Source organism: Streptomyces sp. NPDC037083, assembly GCF_055606485.1.
The window spans coordinates 110368-126800 of record NZ_JBVJSQ010000003.1; the positions used below are offsets into that span (position 1 = coordinate 110368).

General features: G+C 72.5%; 12 protein-coding genes and 1 pseudogene. 6 read left to right on the plus strand and 7 right to left on the minus strand.

Annotated elements, in window-relative coordinates; translation table 11 throughout:
- The first annotated feature begins 94 nt into the window (after nucleotides 1-94).
- Nucleotides 95-1645 carry a M1 family metallopeptidase gene (locus ACZ7DE_RS09115; protein ID WP_470759095.1) on the plus strand — a complete coding sequence of 517 codons (1551 nt, stop codon included), beginning with the start codon at nucleotides 95-97 and terminating at the stop codon, nucleotides 1643-1645.
- Nucleotides 1646-1660: 15 nt separating this feature from the next.
- Here the strand turns inward: ACZ7DE_RS09115 and ACZ7DE_RS09120 are convergent, their stop codons facing one another.
- The gene (locus ACZ7DE_RS09120; RefSeq protein ID WP_470759096.1) at nucleotides 1661-2758 is read right to left on the minus strand and encodes a mechanosensitive ion channel family protein; all 1098 of its coding nucleotides are present in this window, start codon (nucleotides 2756-2758) and stop codon (nucleotides 1661-1663) included.
- 211 nt (nucleotides 2759-2969) lie between these two features.
- Nucleotides 2970-3935, minus strand: coding sequence for a lysylphosphatidylglycerol synthase transmembrane domain-containing protein (locus tag ACZ7DE_RS09125; protein ID WP_470759097.1), 966 nt, complete (start codon nucleotides 3933-3935; stop codon nucleotides 2970-2972).
- Between the two features lie 159 nt (nucleotides 3936-4094).
- Here ACZ7DE_RS09125 and ACZ7DE_RS09130 point away from each other — a divergent pair, with 159 nt between their 5' ends.
- A complete protein-coding gene (locus ACZ7DE_RS09130; RefSeq protein ID WP_470759098.1) occupies nucleotides 4095-5981 on the plus strand; it encodes an ABC transporter ATP-binding protein in 1887 nt (628 codons plus the stop codon).
- Nucleotides 5982-6382: 401 nt separating this feature from the next.
- The gene (locus ACZ7DE_RS09135; protein ID WP_470759099.1) at nucleotides 6383-7276 is read left to right on the plus strand and encodes a hypothetical protein; all 894 of its coding nucleotides are present in this window, start codon (nucleotides 6383-6385) and stop codon (nucleotides 7274-7276) included.
- A 150-nt stretch (nucleotides 7277-7426) separates the two neighbouring features.
- On the opposite strand, the gene ACZ7DE_RS09140 is transcribed toward ACZ7DE_RS09135, so the two are convergent.
- Both ACZ7DE_RS09140 and ACZ7DE_RS09145 read right to left on the minus strand, forming a co-directional pair.
- Complete coding sequence (locus ACZ7DE_RS09140; protein ID WP_470759100.1) at nucleotides 7427-7669, minus strand: hypothetical protein; 243 nt, start codon at nucleotides 7667-7669, stop codon at nucleotides 7427-7429.
- 100 nt (nucleotides 7670-7769) lie between these two features.
- Nucleotides 7770-9278 carry a glycoside hydrolase family 43 protein gene (locus ACZ7DE_RS09145; RefSeq protein ID WP_470759101.1) on the minus strand — a complete coding sequence of 503 codons (1509 nt, stop codon included), beginning with the start codon at nucleotides 9276-9278 and terminating at the stop codon, nucleotides 7770-7772.
- A 356-nt stretch (nucleotides 9279-9634) separates the two neighbouring features.
- On the opposite strand from ACZ7DE_RS09145, the gene ACZ7DE_RS09150 reads away from it, so the two are divergent.
- Nucleotides 9635-11620 carry a beta-galactosidase gene (locus tag ACZ7DE_RS09150; RefSeq protein WP_470759102.1) on the plus strand — a complete coding sequence of 662 codons (1986 nt, stop codon included), beginning with the start codon at nucleotides 9635-9637 and terminating at the stop codon, nucleotides 11618-11620.
- Between the two features lie 131 nt (nucleotides 11621-11751).
- Here ACZ7DE_RS09150 and ACZ7DE_RS09155 read toward each other — a convergent pair.
- Nucleotides 11752-12544: pseudogene (locus tag ACZ7DE_RS09155) on the minus strand (helix-turn-helix transcriptional regulator).
- A 144-nt stretch (nucleotides 12545-12688) separates the two neighbouring features.
- Here ACZ7DE_RS09155 and ACZ7DE_RS09160 point away from each other — a divergent pair.
- Together ACZ7DE_RS09160 and ACZ7DE_RS09165 are read left to right on the plus strand one after the other, a co-directional pair.
- Nucleotides 12689-13504: a phytanoyl-CoA dioxygenase family protein gene (locus tag ACZ7DE_RS09160; protein ID WP_470759103.1), complete on the plus strand. Its 816-nt coding sequence runs from the start codon at nucleotides 12689-12691 to the stop codon at nucleotides 13502-13504.
- Between the two features lie 11 nt (nucleotides 13505-13515).
- Nucleotides 13516-13869 carry a hypothetical protein gene (locus ACZ7DE_RS09165; RefSeq protein WP_470760061.1) on the plus strand — a complete coding sequence of 118 codons (354 nt, stop codon included), beginning with the start codon at nucleotides 13516-13518 and terminating at the stop codon, nucleotides 13867-13869.
- 138 nt (nucleotides 13870-14007) lie between these two features.
- Here the strand turns inward: ACZ7DE_RS09165 and ACZ7DE_RS09170 are convergent, their stop codons facing one another.
- Nucleotides 14008-14985, minus strand: coding sequence for a LacI family DNA-binding transcriptional regulator (locus ACZ7DE_RS09170; RefSeq protein ID WP_470759104.1), 978 nt, complete (start codon nucleotides 14983-14985; stop codon nucleotides 14008-14010).
- Between the two features lie 180 nt (nucleotides 14986-15165).
- Entirely contained in the window at nucleotides 15166-16233 is a 1068-nt protein-coding gene (locus tag ACZ7DE_RS09175) for a polyprenyl synthetase family protein (protein ID WP_470759105.1), read from the minus strand.
- Between the last annotated feature and the right edge of the window lie 200 nt (nucleotides 16234-16433).

The window sequence follows — 16433 nt, forward strand, 5'->3', positions numbered from 1 at the left end:
AACCGAATCGGCGGAAGTCGTGGTCAGGCAGGTAGATCGTCGACCTGACCCGACGGCCGGATTGATCACCCGGCCGCCCGAGCGAGAGCGGACCATGAGATATCGCAGCAGAGTGACGGCCTCGGCGGCCGTCCTGATCGGCACGGCAGCGGCTCTGGCCGGGGCAGACACGGCGTACGCGGCCGGAAGGACCGACGACGCCCCGGACGCCCCCGCCCCCGAGACCCTCGGGGACCCCGTCTTCCCGAACCTCGGCAACGACGGCTACCGCATCGACGCCTACCACCTCGACCTCTCCTACGACGCCGGCACCGCCCTCGTCGACGCCACGGCGACGCTGGAGCTGCGCACCACCCGGGCCCTCAGCCGCCTCTCGCTCGACTCGCTCGGCCTGGAGATACGCACGGTCCACGTCGACGGCCGCCCGGCCGGCTTCGAGCAGGCGGAGGAGAAGCTGCGGATCACGCCCGCCCGGATCCTGCCCGACCGGGCCCGGGCGACCGTGCGCGTGACGTACACGGCGGACCCGCGCCGCTCACTCGCGCACACCGCCTGGGTGCCCACGCCGGACGGGTTCGCGGTCTGTCCCCAGCCGGACTCGGCGCACACCGTCTTCCCCTGCAACGACCACCCGTCGGACAAGGCCGACCTCACCGTCCGCGTCACCGTCCCCGCCACGCTGCGCGCCGTCGCGAGCGGCTCGCTGGTGTGCACCGAGGACCTGGCGGGCGACCGGACCGCGTACACCTACCGCTCGCGCTCGCCGATCGCCACCGAGCTGGTGCAGATCACGGTCGGCGACTACGTCGTCAAACAGCGCCGGGGCCCGCACGGGCTGCCGCTGCGCGACGTCGTCCCGACCGCGCGGGCCGAGGCCCTGGAGCCCGCCCTCGCGCTCACCCCGGGCCTGGTCGAGTGGATCGAGGAACGCCTCGGCGCGTACCCCTTCGAGACGTACGGACTGCTGCCCTGCAACTCCGACGACCCGAACGCCTTCGACTTCACCGGCCTGGAGACCCAGACCCTCACCCTCTACAAGCCGAACTACCTGCTCCAGCCGGAGCCGAAGATCGGCTCGCACATGATGCACGAGCTGGTCCACTCCTACTTCGGCAACAGCGTCAGCCCCGCCACCTGGGCCGACCTGTGGCTCAACGAGGGCCACGCCGACTTCTACGGGCTGCTGTACCGCTACGAGCGGGGCTGGCCGGACTCCCTGGGCCTGACCAGCTTCGAGGCCCGGATGAAGGACACCTACGCGCGCGGCGACCAGTGGCGCAGGACCTCCGGCCCGGTCGCCGCGCCGACCGCGGCCGACCTCTTCGACAGCCAGCGCTACCTGGGCGGCGTCCTCGTCCTGTACGCACTGCGCCAGCTCATCGGCGAGGACGCCTTCCACGCGGTCGAGCGGGCCTTCCTCGCCCGCCACCGCAACTCCTCGGCGTCGACCGAGGACTACATCGCCGTCGCCTCGCAGACCGCCGGACAGGACGTGTCCGGCTTCCTGCGGGACTGGCTGTACGGCACGACGACCCCGAGGATGCCGGGCCATCCGGACTGGACCGTCACCCCGGTGACGCCCGCCCTCGCCGCCCCGCGCCGGCAGACGGGCGCGCGCCGGCACGACAACTCGGCCACACTCTGAGCCGAGCGGCCGCCGTCAGTCGTGCAGGGCGGGCCGCTCGCCCTGCACGACCCCGTCGCCCGTGCGCTGCTGCGGGATGACGACCGCGCCCTGCTGCAAAGCCACCGTGCGGGCGGGCGCCGGGATCCGGATGCCCTCCTCGCGGTAGCGGCGGTGCAGGCGCTTGATGAACTCGTGCTTGATCCGGTACTGGTCGCTGAACTCGCCGACGCCCAGGATCACCGTGAAGCCGATCCGCGAGTCGCCGAAGGTGTGGAAGCGGATGGCGGGTTCATGGTCCGGCAGGGCGCCCTCGACACCCGTCATGACCTCCGCGATGACCTCCGTGGTCACCCGCTCCACGTGCTCCAGGTCGCTGTCGTAGGCCACGCCCACCTGGACCAGGATCGTCAACTGCTGCTCGGGACGCATGTAGTTGGTCATGTTCGTCTTCGCGAGCTCCCCGTTGGGGATGACGACCAGGTTGTTGGACAGCGCGCGCACGGTCGTCTGACGCCAGTTGATGTCCTCGACGTAGCCCTCCTCGCCGCTGCTCAGCTTGATGTAGTCGCCGCGCTGGACGGTCTTGGAGGCGAGGATGTGGATGCCCGCGAAGAGGTTCGCCAGCGTGTCCTGAAGCGCGAGCGCGACGGCCAGACCGCCCACGCCCAGGGCGGTGAGCAGCGGCGCTATGGAGATGCCCAGCGTCTGCAGCACGACCAGGAAGCCGATCGCCAGGACCAGGATCCGGGTGATGTTCACGAAGATCGTGGCCGATCCGGCGACGCCGGACCGCGACGAGGTCACCGACTGCACGAGCCCGGCGACGACCCGCGCCGCCGACACGGTCACCACGAAGATCAGCAGCACCGTCAGGCACTGGTTGACGGTGTGCTGGACGGCCTTCGTCAGCGGCAGCACCGCGGCCGCGGCCGCCGCGCCGCCGACGATCGCGGCCCACGGCACCACGGTGCGCAGCGCGTCCACCATGACGTCGTCGCCGCTCCACTTCGTGCGCTTGGCGTGCTTCGCCAGCCAGCGCAGCAGGGTGCGCGACAGGAAGGCGGTCAACAGGCCGGTGGCCAGGGCGATCCCGGCGATGACGCTGTCGTCCAGGGTCAGGGTGCGGTTCACCGGTCACCTCCGGGAAGTCGATGTGCGGCCGACGGGGCCGCAGACGGCCGGATGCGAAGTCTCGTCACGATGTCACCTGCTCGGTTCCGGGAGTGCGGTCGTGCCCGTCCTGCTCGCAGAAGAGGCACGACCGCTCATCCTGCCGCATCCGGCACGGGAGTTCGTACTCGAGGATCCGGCCGCGGCGCGGGGCAAGGGTGGCCGGGCCGGCTCAGATGACCTTCATCCGCACCAGCGCCCCGAGCGTCAACGCGCCCGGTACCAGCGGCAGCCACACGGTGATGATGCGGTAGCCGAGGACCACGGCCGTGGCGACCGCCACCGGGCCGCCCGCCGCCACCAGCGCCACCACCAGTGCGGCCTCGACCGAGCCGATCCCGCCCGGCGTCGGCACCAGCGCGACCGCCGCCGTGGCCGCCAGGTAGGCGACCGCCATGTGCGCCACCGGCACCGGCAGCCCCAACGCCCGCCCCACCGCGGCCAGACCGGCGGCCTGAAGCAGGGGGAACGCCAGGGAGCCGCCCCACAGGGCCAGCGCCCGGGCCGGACGGCAGTGCACCGAGCGTGCCTCGCCGAGCGCGGTGCGCAGGAAGGAACAGACCGCCGACCGCAGCCGCCGTACGAGGGCGAGCGTGGCCGCCGCCGCCAGCGCGACCGCCGCGAGGGCGACCAGAAGCGGGCCGAGCGCCCCGTCGGGCAGCAGGGAGCCGACGCGCAGCGCGTCGGGGAAGGCGAGCAGCAGCACGGCGAGCAGGCCCACCCGGGCCGCGCCCTCCGCCAGCAGATACAGCGCGAGGGCCGCCGAGGAGCGGGCCAGCGGCACCCCGCACACCGCCATGAACCGCAGGTTGACCGCGCTCGCGCCGAGACCCGTCGGCAGCAGGTGGTTGGCCGCGCCCGCCGCGAACTGCGTCGCCAGCAGCCGGCGGCCGGGCAGCCGCTCCACGACCGCGCCCTGCCGGGTCACGGCCGCCGCGACCCACGTGAGGCAGGTCGCCGCCACCGCGGCCAGCAGCCAGGGCCACTCGGCCCGCCGCAACTGCGCGAGCCCCTCGGCGAGGACGGACCGGTGGCGCACCGCGACCACGGTGACGAGCAGCAGCGGCAGCAGACACAGGACCTGGCGCACCGGCAGTCGCCGGGCCGGCCCGGCCGGAGGGAGCGAAACCGTCGTCACACTCGAAGAGGCTGTCCGCACGGCGCCAACTGCGGGTTGCGGCAGCGGGGACGGAACATTACGTACTGTCATCGGGTCCTTCGCGTTCGAGGCCTTCGTGAGGAGGGAGGACGGGAGAAGCTTGACCTCAAGGAAGGTCGAGGTTCTACGGTCGCTTCCATGAGCATGGATGTCACGGCCATGACGCAGCTGTACAGCGTCATGCACGCCCAACAGGAACGCCGCCCGTTCGATCCGGTCACGCTGCGCCGCATCGGCGCCTTCGCCCGCCCGCACCGTCGGCGCATAGCGCTGTTCGTCATGCTGGGGATGCTGACCGCGCTGCTCGCGGTCGCCACCCCCGTGCTCGCGGGGCGGGTCGTCGACGCGATCGTGTCGCACGGCGACGCGGACACCGTCGTCCGGCTGGCACTGCTCATCGCGGGCATCGCGGTGCTGGAGGCGGCGCTCGGCATCCTGGGCAGGAGGCTCTCGGCGACGCTCGGGGAAGGGCTCATCCTCGATCTGCGCACGGCTGTGTTCGATCATGTGCAGCGGATGCCGGTCGCGTTCTTCACACGTACCCGTACGGGGGCGCTGGTCTCCCGACTCAACAACGACGTGATCGGCGCGCAGCGCGCCTTCAGCAACACGCTCTCCGGAGTGGTCTCCAACCTGGTCACCCTGGTGCTCACCCTCGCCGTCATGCTCACCCTGTCCTGGCAGGTGACGCTGCTCGCGCTCGTCCTGCTGCCGGTCTTCGTGATCCCGGCGCGGCGCATGGGCAGCCGGATGGCGGGCATGCAGCGGGAGGCGGCCGCCCTCAACGCGGCGATGGGCACCCGGATGACCGAGCGCTTCTCCGCGCCCGGCGCCACCCTGGTCAAGCTGTTCGGCCGCCCCGAGGAGGAGTCGGCGGAGTTCGCGGCCAGGGCCGCCCGCGTCCGGGACATCGGCGTCCGTACGGCCACCGCCCAGTCGGTCTTCATCACCGCCCTGACCCTGGTCTCCGCCCTGGCCCTCGCCCTCGTCTACGGACTCGGCGGCCGCCTCGCCCTCGACGGCACGCTGGAACCGGGCGCCGTCGTCGCCCTCGCCCTGCTCCTGACCCGTCTCTACGCCCCGCTCACCGCCCTCGCCGGAGCCCGGGTGGAGGTGATGAGCGCCCTGGTCAGCTTCGAGCGGGTGTTCGAGGTGCTCGACCTGAAGCCGCTCATCGAGGAGAAGCCGGACGCCCGTGAGGTGCCCGAGGGGCCGGTGTCCGTCGAGTTCGACGACGTCCGCTTCGGCTACCCCGCCGCCGACAAGGTCTCCCTCGCCTCCCTGGAGGAGGTCGCCGCCCTCGACACCCGCGGCGGCGAAGAGGTCCTGCACGGCGTCTCCTTCCGCGCCGACCCCGGCCAGACCGTCGCCCTCGTCGGCTCCTCCGGCGCCGGCAAGTCGACCATCGCCCAGCTCCTGCCACGGCTGTACGACGTCGACGAGGGCGCCGTCCGCATCGGAGGGGTCGACGTGCGCGAGCTGAGCGCGACCTCCCTGCGGGCCACCCTCGGCATGGTCACCCAGGACGGCCACCTCTTCCACGACACCGTCCGCGCGAACCTCCTGCTCGCCTCGCCCACGGCCGACGAGGGCGAACTGTGGGACGCCCTGCGCCGCGCCCGCCTCGACGACCTCGTCCGCTCCCTGCCCGACGGCCTCGACACGGTGGTCGGCGAGCGCGGCTACCGGCTCTCCGGCGGCGAACGCCAGCGCATGACCATCGCCCGGCTGCTGCTGGCCCGCCAGCGTGTCGTCATCCTCGACGAGGCCACGGCCCACCTCGACAACACCTCGGAGGCAGCCGTCCAGGAGGCCCTCGCCGAGGCTCTCGCCGAGCGCACCGCGGTCGTCATCGCCCACCGCCTGTCCACCGTGCGCGCCGCGGACCTCATCCTCGTCGTCGAGTCCGGCCGGATCGTCGAACGCGGCACGCACGAGGAACTCCTGGCGGCCGGCGGCCGGTACGCGGAGCTGTACCGCACGCAGTTCGAGCAGCCGGGGGTGACCGAGGCGGCCGCGCTCTGAGGGGCGCTGCGACGGCACGCTTCCGCTCGACGGACCGGGCGGACCGCCCGAGGCCGTACCCGCCGGTTGTCTCGACGGGCGGCCGGCACGCCGACTTCGCCGTGCGCGTCGAACCGCACGCGAGCCCCGCCCACGACCCCCGGTTCCGGCGGGCGCCCGCCACCGCTCACCTCGGCGAGATGCCCGGCAAACCCTTGAGGATTGACGGGGGTTGTGAAAGGCGACAAGAATCAGCTCACTTCGCCGCGCCTGAAGTGAGCGAAGTGACGCGAGTGCTCTGGTCGCGCACGCCTTCGGTCCGTTCCGTCCCTGTGCCCGCTCGCGCTCTACCACCTCCCACATCTTCACTTCCGTAGAGGCTCAACTTGTCGCGTTCGCAACAACTCAGAAGTCTGTCCGCTTTGGCCGCCACGGCCTTCGTCGCGGCTGCCGCCACCGCCGTACCCCTGCTCGCGGCCGGCACGGCAAGCGCCACGACGTCCGGCGCGTGCGACTCCGCCACGGTGCAGTACCGCATCGTCGGCGCCGACGGGAACGTCGTCGGCGCGGACTGGACCTCCCAGGGTGGGCTCTACCTCTGGAAGACCGCTCCCGGAACCGTCGAAGTCCGGCTCGCTCCCGGCCAGAAGGTCGGGGACGGCTGCAAGTACCCCGTCTCCCTCGCCGAATACACCACCGAAGGGCCCAACTGGAGCACCTCCGGTCGTCAGACCCTGGTCGACAAGGCCACGGTCTACCTCACCGCCGCGGACGTCGCCGACGGCGGGGACGACAAGCGAACCTGGCAGAAGCTGAACGTCAAGACGCCCGACTGCTACGGCCAGATCGACCTGTACGGCGACGACGTCACCTACGACGGCGGGACGGGCGAAGGGCACGGCCCCGCGCCCTACGAGCCCGAAGGCGTCGTCACCCCCAACCACCTCATAGCGGCGTGGAACGGCGGCGACAAGCCGTGCAAGCCCAGCACACCGGAGAAGCCCTCCCCGACTCCGACGCAGCCGACGCCCACGTCTCCGGCCACCCCCACCGCTCCCGCCGGGGACCAGCCCCCCGCTGAGACGACGGCCCCGCCGACCACTCCCAGCACCTCCACGACCCCTCCCACGAACCCGGACGTTCCTCCGCTGACGACTCCGCCCACCACGCCGGAGCCGACGCCCAGCGACAGCGCCCCGCCGCTGGCGGAGACCGGCTCCAGCGCCCCGGTCGGTCTGATCGCGGGAGGCGCCGCCGTGGTGGTCGCCGTCGGAGCCGGAGCGGTCTTCCTGGCCGGACGCGCGCGCCGCTCATGACGCAGGCACAACGGGGCACTCGCGTGCTCTAGTACGGCGCTCGTGCCCCGGCACGGCGTCAAGGCTCCGCTCGCGGCACTCGCCGTGAGCGGAGCCTTTCTTCGCGAGACCCGCCGCGTCCTCGGTGGACGCGGGTCGCGGCGGGTCGGCTCAGGATGCGGAGCCGGTGACCGTGTTGCCCAGATTCCAGCTGGGCTGCATGGCGGCGACCGCGGCCGTGGCGTCGCTCGCCCGTGGCACGGCGGGCCCGGGTGCGGCGACCGCGGTACCGCCCCAGGCCAGTTGTAACGCGGCGGCCGGTATGAGCAGCAGGCCGACCGCGGAGCGGAGACGGCGGCCGAGCCGGAAGAGGTGAGGGCGTCCGTTCCGCGTGATGCGTTGTCCCTCGTCCAACGTACTGTCCCTTCGGACGTGCGGGTGGGGGTTCCGCCGCGACGCGTGCGAAGCGTGCCGCGGCGGCGGACCGAGGTGAGTGGGTGCGGGGCCCCGGGCCTCACCCGGGCAGGGGCGTGTACTCGAACCAGTCGAAGTGGACCGCGCCGGACGCGGCGTACAGGCCGACCACGCGCCCGGTGAAGCCGCCCGCCACCTCGGTGGAGAGGTAGCGGCCGTCCAGCGAGGCCAGTTCCTTGACGGCGCCGTCGGCGGTCTCGACGCCGAAGACCAGCGAGTCGGGGCCGGTGCGCGAGTCGTGCGGCGCGGGAGCCGGTCCGGTGCGCACCGTGAGCACCAACGGCCCGCCGTCCATGGTGAGTTCGGCGGCCACGCTGCGCAGCGGACCGATCCGGGCGATCACCTGGACGTGCCCTTCGGGGTCGGCCTCGACGCTGTAGTGATGACGCTCGTCCAGGCGGACGGTCAGGCCGCCGCGCCCTTCGGCCGGATCGAGCAGAGTCCGTGCCCGGAAGGCGAGATGCTGCTGCCGGCGGCCGAGGAGTACCGCGTCCGGTGCGTCCAGGGACCCGCCCTGGGAGCGCAGGGTCAGCCAGCCGTCGCGTTCCTTGGTGGTGACCAGCTCCGCCGGACGCTCACGCAACGAGAGCCAGTGCGGCCGCAGTTCGCCCGGCTCGAAGTCGTCGCGCTCGTCTTCGACCCGGCCGGGGGCCACGGGCCAGGGGAGCGGCGGGAGTTCCGGGCCGATCTCGCCGACCACCGGCCAGCCGTCCTCCCAGGAGACCGGGGCGAGGAAGGTCTCGCGGCCCAGGACGTGCCAGCCCGGGGTGCCGCCCTGCGGTCGCACGCCGAGCAACAGCATCCACCAGGTCCCGTCCGGCGCCTGGACGAGGTCGGCGTGGCCGGTGTTCTGCACGGGTCGGCTGGTGCTGCGGTGGGTGAGGATCGGGTTGGCCGGGCAGGGCTCGAACGGGCCGGCGGGGGAGGGGCCGCGGGCGATGGACACGGCGTGGCCGCGTTCGGTGCCGCCCTCCGAGATCATCAGGTACCAGTACCCGCCGATCCGGTACAGGTGTGGCCCCTCGGGTGCGGCGGCGCCCGGGGTGCCCGACCACAGCGGGTACGGCTCGTCGAGGGCCTCACCGGTGTGGGGATCGATGCGGATCTGCTGGATCCCGGCGAACGTGCACCAGCAGGTGCCGTCCTCGTCCCAGGCGAGGTCGGGGTCGATGGTGGTGACGCCGGGCAGCGGAACCGGGTCGGACCAGGGCCCGGCCGGGTCGGCGGCGGTGAACAGCACGCTGCCGCCGCCGGGGGCGACGTTGGTGACGGCGAGCCAGAACCGGCCGTCGTGGTGGCGCAGCGTGGGAGCGTAGACGCCGCCCGAGCAGGGGGTGTCCGCGGGCAGGTCCAGTGAGCCGGGCCGGTCCACCACGTTCCCGATCTGAGTCCAGTTCACCAGGTCGCGGCTGTGGAAGACCGGGACGGCGGGGAAGTACTCGAAGCTGGAGCAGGCGAGGTAGTAGTCCTCGCCGACACGGCAGACGCTCGGGTCGGGATGGAAGCCCGGGATCACCGGGTTGGTGGCGGCTGCGAGGTGCGTCGGCATGGTGTCAGGCCCTCCTGGACAGGTGAGAGTGGTCGGATACGGGGTCGGACGGTGCCGGCGGCTGAACGCCGCCCCGAGCGGGTCCGCGGGCGATGCCTGTCCTCCGTCTCGCGTACGGGCTCGGGGCGGAGGCGGCCCGGCAGGATCCGCTGCCTCGCAGACGTGGTGAAGCCCTTCGACGCTGGCACGGGCCTGCAGCCGGGTCAAGAGAAAGTTTCTTGGAAACCATGGCTCATTCGAGCTTTCGGTTTTCTCTCTCAGGCTCTTGCGCGGCCTTTGAGGCCGCCCTTAACCTCCCGACGATGTCGAAGCGCTTCGACGGCCGGCAGGGGGTGCGGCCGCAGAGAGGAGCAGCCATGACGGGACGACGCCTCGGCGCGCGCCTGGGCGGTCTCGCCTTCGGCGGGGACTACAACCCGGAGCAGTGGGACGCGGACGTGTGGAAGGAGGACGACCTGCTCATGCGCCGGGCCCGGGTCAACCTGGCCACCGTCGGCGTGTTCACCTGGGCCCTGCTCGAACCGGAGGAGGGCCGCTACGAGTTCGGCTGGCTGGACGAACACGTGGAGCGCCTGCACACGGGCGGGATCGCCGTGGACCTCGCCACCCCCACCGCGTCACCCCCGCCGTGGTTCACCCTGGCCCACCCCGACGCGCTCCCCGTCACGCCCGAGGGGACCCGGCTCGTCCACGGCAGCCGGGACACCTACTGCCTGGCCGCCCCCGCCTACCGAGAAGCGGCCCGGCGCATCGCCTCCGCCCTGGCCGAGCGGTACGGCGCCCACCCGGCGGTGGCGCTGTGGCACGTCCACAACGAGTACGCCACGGTCTGCTTCTGCGACCATGCCGCCGCCGGGTTCCGGCGCTGGCTGGGGCGCCGCTACGCCGGACTCGACGCCCTCAACGAGGCCTGGGGGACCGCCTTCTGGAGCCAGCGGTACGCACGGTGGGAGGAGATCCTGCCCCCGCGCGCCACCCAGTGGCACCACAACCCGGCCCACGTGCTGGACTTCCGCCGCTACTGGTCGGACGAGGCGCTGGCAGCGTACCGGGAGCAGCGCGACGCGATCCGAGCCCACAGCGACCGCCCGGTCATCACCAACCTGATGGTGCCCGGCTACCAGCACCTCGACCTGTGGGCCTGGGGCCGTGAGGTGGACATCGTCGGCATCGACCACTACCCGGACGCCCCCGGCCTGGGCGCCGCCGCGGACATCGCGTTCGGCGGCGACCGGGCCCGCTCCTTCGGCGGCGGCAGGCCCTGGCTGCTCGTCGAGCAGGGCGCCTCCACCGTCTACGCGGGCGACCGGATCCTGCCCAAGGAACCGGGGGACATGCTGCGCCACTCCCTCCAGCACCTGGCCCACGGCTCCGACGGCGTGCTGTTCTTCCAGTGGCGCCAGTCCCGGGCCGGAGCCGAGATCTGGCACTCCGCCCTGGTCCCGCACGCCGGACCGGACTCCCGGATCTTCCGCGAGGCCGTGACCACCGGCGAGGCCGTGGCCCGTCTCGGCGAGGTGGCCGGTTCCCGGGTCACCGCCGAGGTGGCCGTCCTGCACGACTCCGACGCCTGGTGGGGGCTGGACGGCCAGGGCCTGCCCTCGGGCGAGCTCGACTACTGGCAGACGCTGCGGCGCGCCCACCGAACCCTGTGGGAGGCCGGGGTCACCGTCGACTTCGCCCATCCGGAGGCCGATCTGACGGGGTATCGGGTCGTCGTCGCACCCGCCCTGTACGTGCTCTCGGCGCGCGCCGCGGAGAACCTCCGCCGCTACGCCGCCGCCGGCGGCACGCTCGTGGTGCAGTACTTCAGCGGCGTCGTCGACGAGCACCACCAGGCGCGTCTGGGCGGCTACCCCGCGGCGCCGCTGCGCGACGCCCTCGGGATCCGCGTCGAGGAGTACCGGCCGCTGCCCGCCGGGGCCGCCCTCACGCTCTCCGACGGCACGACGGGAACGTCCTGGAGCGAGTACCTCGACACCCGGGGCGCCGAGACCGTCGCCGCGTTCCCGGACGGACGCCCCGCGATCACCCGGCACACCCACGGCGACGGCACCGCGTGGTACCTCTCCACCCGGCTCGACGACGACGGCTACGCCGGGCTGCTGCGCCGGACCCTCGCCGACGCCGGGGTGCGCCCTGTCCTGCCCGGCATGCCGGCCGGCGCCGAGGCGGTCCTGCGCCGCGCCGACGACGGCCGGGGCTGGTTGTTCCTGCTCCATCACGGCAGTGAGCCCTGGCACGTACGGACGCCCGGGCACGAACTGCTGACGGACCGCCCGGTCCCCGACGGCGGGCTCGACGTGTCTCCCGGCACGGCCGCCGTGATCCGCCTCGAATGAGCCGGAGGGGGTGCCGCCTGCCGGAACGGGCCGGAGGGGGTGTCGCCTGGAACGGGCCGAAGGGACGCCGTCTGCCGGAATGAGCCCGTGAGAAAGTTTCTGGCGGGACAGCATTGTGTTTCTCTCCCGGCTCAGGGATTCCGCACGACGGTCTGGGCGGCGCGGACGGTGCGCGGGGCGGCCCCGAGTTCGCGGCGGCAGGCCTTGTTGAACGCCTGCAGATCGGGAATGCCTACAGAGGCCGCGACGGCGGGGATGGACAGCGTCGTGGCCCGCAGGAAGTGGCGCGCCGTTCCATCCGCCGGGCACGGATGTAACCGACGACCGTCTCCCCGGTGGTGGCGCGGAACAGCCGGGTCAGGTGGTTGTGCGAGACGCCCGCCGCCCCCTGGCGATCTCGGGCACCGTCAGCGGCTCGGCCAGCCGGGCCTCGATCAACGCCACCGCCGCCACCACCGCGGGATGGGCGGCCTGCGGACCGCGCGTGCTCGGCGCGGCCAGTTGGGCGACCCGCCACAGGGCGGCCCACACCTCGGCCGCCGCCCGCGCCGGAGTGTGCGGCCAGGTTGCGAGCGCCTGCCACAACTGCGCGGTGAGCAGGGAGCGTTCGGGTCCCGTGTCCTGGATCACCGGGACGCTCGTAGGTGCGCAGGCCGAACCCAGGCGCAGGTGGACGTACAGGTGCTCGGAGCGGCCCCGGTAGCGGTAGCGGACCTGCGTCCCGGGCGGAACGAGGCTGACCCGGCCGGGACGGATCGAGTGCGGCGCGCTGTTCACCGTCAGGTCGGCGTCGTAGCCGTAGAGGTGGAACTGCCACAGGTCCGGCAGCAGGAACTCGTCCACCCGGCCGGCGGGGCCGTGCGCACCGACGCCCACGGCGGCCAGCGCGGGGGGCTCGTCGAGGTGGGCGAGGACCGTGTGCATGGGCAGGTTTTCCACCACGGGCGTCCGTCGACCCGCACCAGGACGTCGGCCCTCGGCCTCGCCTTCAAGTCGGGGTGAGAATCGACCAGTAGAGGGTGAACGCGGCCCACGCGGAGCGCCGCCCGCGCCCCTGGCGTGGCCGTCATGGAGAACAGTCGGGAACTGCTCGGCTCGGTCCTGATGGCGCGGTTCGTGGCGCGTGGATCGTTGCGGCTGGACGCGGTCGTCCCGGCGGAGCTGAACGCCGAGGGCCTGCGGGCGCTGGCGGAGGGTGTGCCGCAGGTGCCGTTCGGGACACCGCTGTCCGAGGCGTACGCCAGGGGTTCGTTCGTCCGTCGGCTGCTGGAGATTGCGAAGGTGGCGGGGGCTCTGCACAGCCTGGTGGGTCCGCGGCCGACGGGGGACCACCACTTCGTCCACGTCCGCGAGCCCGGGGGCGGGGACGCGCAGCCGCTGCACGGGGACGCCGTCATCGACGTCAGGCCGGACGCGTTCGACGTGCAGTTGATGTACTACCCGCAGGCGGTGACGCTGGAGATGGGCGGCACCCTCAGTGTGCCGGGCAGCCATCTGCGCCGGATCAACGAGTCCGACACCGGCCGCTACCAGGACCTGCGTGGCCAGGACCGGCTGGTCTGCCCGGCCGGGACAGTGGTGTTTCTGCACCACGGGCTCTGGCATGCGGGCAGACGCAACGACAGCGACACCGTCCGCTACATGTTCAAGATCCGCTTCAACCCGACGGTCTGTCAGCGACGCCTGTGGGACACCTCGGATCTGGACGATCCGCAGGTGACGCGCGAACTGGACGTGACGTTCCCCTGGTACGAGCCGGCGACGGGCCGCCTGGAGCGGTACAACCGCATCCTGTGGTGGCGGACGCTCACCGGCGACGACGGCTTCGACATCGACCACTGGGCGACCCGGGTCTCCAACCGCCCGCAGGAGGGCACGGCATGACGACGGAACCGATGCCCCCCCCCGCCCGGTCCTCCGAGCCGGCCGCCCGGGCGCCGCACCAGCAGGTGCGGGTGCGGTACCTGGCCAACTCCGCCCTGGACTCCCACGTCGTCGGCTGGTCGCTGTACGACGGCACCGGCCGCACCTCACCCACGACGGGCGACAGCGACGAACCGCCGTACGAGACCGGGCTGGCGGCGCTGTGGGACGGCTGGCGGCTGATCCAGGCCGCCCAGCTGATCCCTCCCTACCCGGGCCATGAGTGCGACGTCTCCTTCCTCAAGCACGAGTTCTTCTTCGAACGCATCGTCCAGGCACGGACGGAGCCGCAGGAGGAGGGCGGCCCCGGCCGGGCGACCCGCTGACGGTGCCGACGAGGCGCGGGAAGTCGGCCGACCGGCTGTCGGCCCCCGTCCGGCGGACGGCCCTCACCGCCATGGCGGAGGCGCTCCCTGACGACGCAGGGCCTCGCCGACCGGCGACCCTGCGGACGGCGTGGCCCCTCACTCCTCCTTCGGCGGCGCCGTGCTCTCCCGCACCGTGAGGGTGGTCGCGATCTCCAGTCCGGACTGCGGCACGTCCTCGCCCCGGCCGAGCGCCAGAGCCAGATCCGTGGCGGCCATCGCCATCTCGGCCAGCGGCTGGTGGACGGTGGTCAGGGGCGGATCCACCCACGCCACGACCGGTACGTCGTCGAAGCCCACCACGCTGAGATCGTGCGGGATGCGCAGACCCAGCTCCCGTGCGGCCTGGTAGACGCCGAGGGCCTGCATGTCGTTCGCCGTGAACACCGCGGTGGGACGGTCCGCCCGGGCCAGCAGCCCCCGAGCCGCCTCGTAGCCGTGCTCGCGCGTGAGGAGGGTCTTCACCACCAGGGCGGGGTCCGTGGCCAGGCCGGCCTCGGCGAGAGCGGACGTGTAGCCGGACAGCCGGGCGAGGCAGAAGGGGTGGTCCGGCCCGCTGATCATGGCGATGCGACGGTGCCCCAGGCCGAGCAGGTGCCGGGTCGCCGTCTGCCCGCCCCTCCAGTTCGTGGCGCCCACGAACGGCACGTCGTCGGGCAGTTCGTCGATGGGGTCGAAGACGACGAACGGGATGCCCTTCGCCTTCAGCTGCTCCCGTTCCGCTTCGGAGAGCTGTGCCACGGACAGAACGGCCTGGGGACGTCGCCCTACCGTGTCGTCTAGCTGCTCGGCCGTGTCATGGAGCCCGAACTCGGAGACCAGCACCCCGACCCGGTTCCTGCGGGCCACGCGCTCGACACCGCGGATGATCTCCACGGCCCACATGCTCTCCAGCTCGCGGAAGACCAGCTCCACCAGGTTGCTGCGGCTCTTGGGGGGCTTGCGGTATCCGTAGTCGTGGATCAGCCGCTCGACGCGGGCCCGGGTCTCGTCCGACACCCCGGACCGCCCGTTGAGCACCTTCGAGACGGTGGGCACCGAGACGCCCGCGGACTCGGCGATGTAGGCGATCGTCACCGATGCGGGTCCCTCACCGCGTTCGCCGGGGTTCTCCCCGGGAGCTCTTCCCGCTCGGTTGTCCGGCACAGTCGCCTGTCCCCATCCCCTCAGCCTGCTGCCGCCCCCATTCTGGCACCCCTGACGCACTCCCCGAGGCGCGAACGGGCCGCGCGCGGCAGGCCGTTGGTGCGGTCGCCGTCACCCGGATCGCTCGACGCCCCACAGCGGCAGCCGCTCGAAGAAGGCGACCGCCTCCTCACGCCACCGCGGACGCCAGCCGGCGGCCACCGCCGACGCCTTCTCCGCGTAGCGGCGCATCTCCCCCTGCATCCTCGCCGGAACGCCACGGTGCTCACCGATCTCCCGGACGGCCGCGATGGTCTCCGGCGTGCAGGACGGGTCACCGAGGGCTTCTTCCAGCACGCGCCGCTCGGCGTCGTCGACGGCCGCCAGCAGAGCGCAGACGGTGTAACTGCGCTTGCCGTCGCGGATGTCGGTGCCGGTCGGTTTGCCCATGGCGGCCGCGTCCCCGAACAGGTCCAGGTAGTCGTCACGCATCTGCCCGCAGATCCCCACCAGCCGCGCATAGTCACGCAGTTCCCCGGCGAAGAGCGCCGGCTGCTCGCCCGCGGCCAGGAGCCCCAGCTGCATGGGCGCCAGGATCGAGTAGCGGGCGGACTTGTAGTCGGCCACACAGTGCAGAACATCCTCGCCCGGAGTGGTCGTGTCGCGTTCCAGGTCGATGATCTGGCCCACGAAGGTGTCGGCCGCCGCCCGCGTCTGCACCTCCACCATGGCCTGCCGCACCGCCGCAGGCACCTTCGCGTCCAGCAGCACCCGCAGCGACAGGGCCAGCGCGAGGTCACCCGCGAGCACGGTCAGACCGAGGGCCGTCTGCGGGTGGCCGGGGAAGCGCTCGCGGTAGGCGTAGTAGGTGGACGGGCCACCGCGCCGGGTGGGGCTGTCGTCGATGAGGTCGTCGTGCACCAGGCCGTGGGTCTGCAGCAGCTCGATGCTCAGCGCGGCGGCGTCCAACCCCTCGACCGGTTCGTCCGTCACCAGCCCGGCTGCCTCATGCAGCAGAACGACCCGCATCCGCTTCCCGCCGCGCAGGGACAACTCCCGCAGCAACGTCAGACAGTCCGGGGTGAAACGGCTGAACGACGGCACATCGAGCCCGGCGCCCAACGTGTCGAAGTAGTCCTCGAAGAGCGTGTTGAACCTGCGCTCGTACCCGGCGACCCGCTCGAGAACCTGCTCGCTCATCACTCGTACTTCCTGCTCGGGCATCGGGGGACACCGGTGTAGACGTGCGACGGCACGGGTTCGTGCCCGCGTACAGCGCGGCGGTCGCTTCCGGGAGTCCCGCGGTCGGTAGAGACTTCGGTCTTCTCCCCGGAGTGAAGCGATGTTCCTCACAATCTCCGGGCCTCACGCGTGGTTGTACAGTGACAAACGCCCTTGAC

Coding starts and splice junctions, on each gene's coding strand:
- ACZ7DE_RS09115 (WP_470759095.1), top strand. CDS start 95: ATGAGATATCGCAGCAGAGTGACGGCCTCGGCGGCCGTCCTGATCGGC.
- ACZ7DE_RS09130 (WP_470759098.1), top strand. CDS start 4,095: ATGAGCATGGATGTCACGGCCATGACGCAGCTGTACAGCGTCATGCAC.
- ACZ7DE_RS09145 (WP_470759101.1), bottom strand. CDS start 9,278: ATGCCGACGCACCTCGCAGCCGCCACCAACCCGGTGATCCCGGGCTTC.
- ACZ7DE_RS09150 (WP_470759102.1), top strand. CDS start 9,635: ATGACGGGACGACGCCTCGGCGCGCGCCTGGGCGGTCTCGCCTTCGGC.
- ACZ7DE_RS09160 (WP_470759103.1), top strand. CDS start 12,689: ATGGAGAACAGTCGGGAACTGCTCGGCTCGGTCCTGATGGCGCGGTTC.
- ACZ7DE_RS09165 (WP_470760061.1), top strand. CDS start 13,516: ATGCCCCCCCCCGCCCGGTCCTCCGAGCCGGCCGCCCGGGCGCCGCAC.
- ACZ7DE_RS09175 (WP_470759105.1), bottom strand. CDS start 16,233: ATGAGCGAGCAGGTTCTCGAGCGGGTCGCCGGGTACGAGCGCAGGTTC.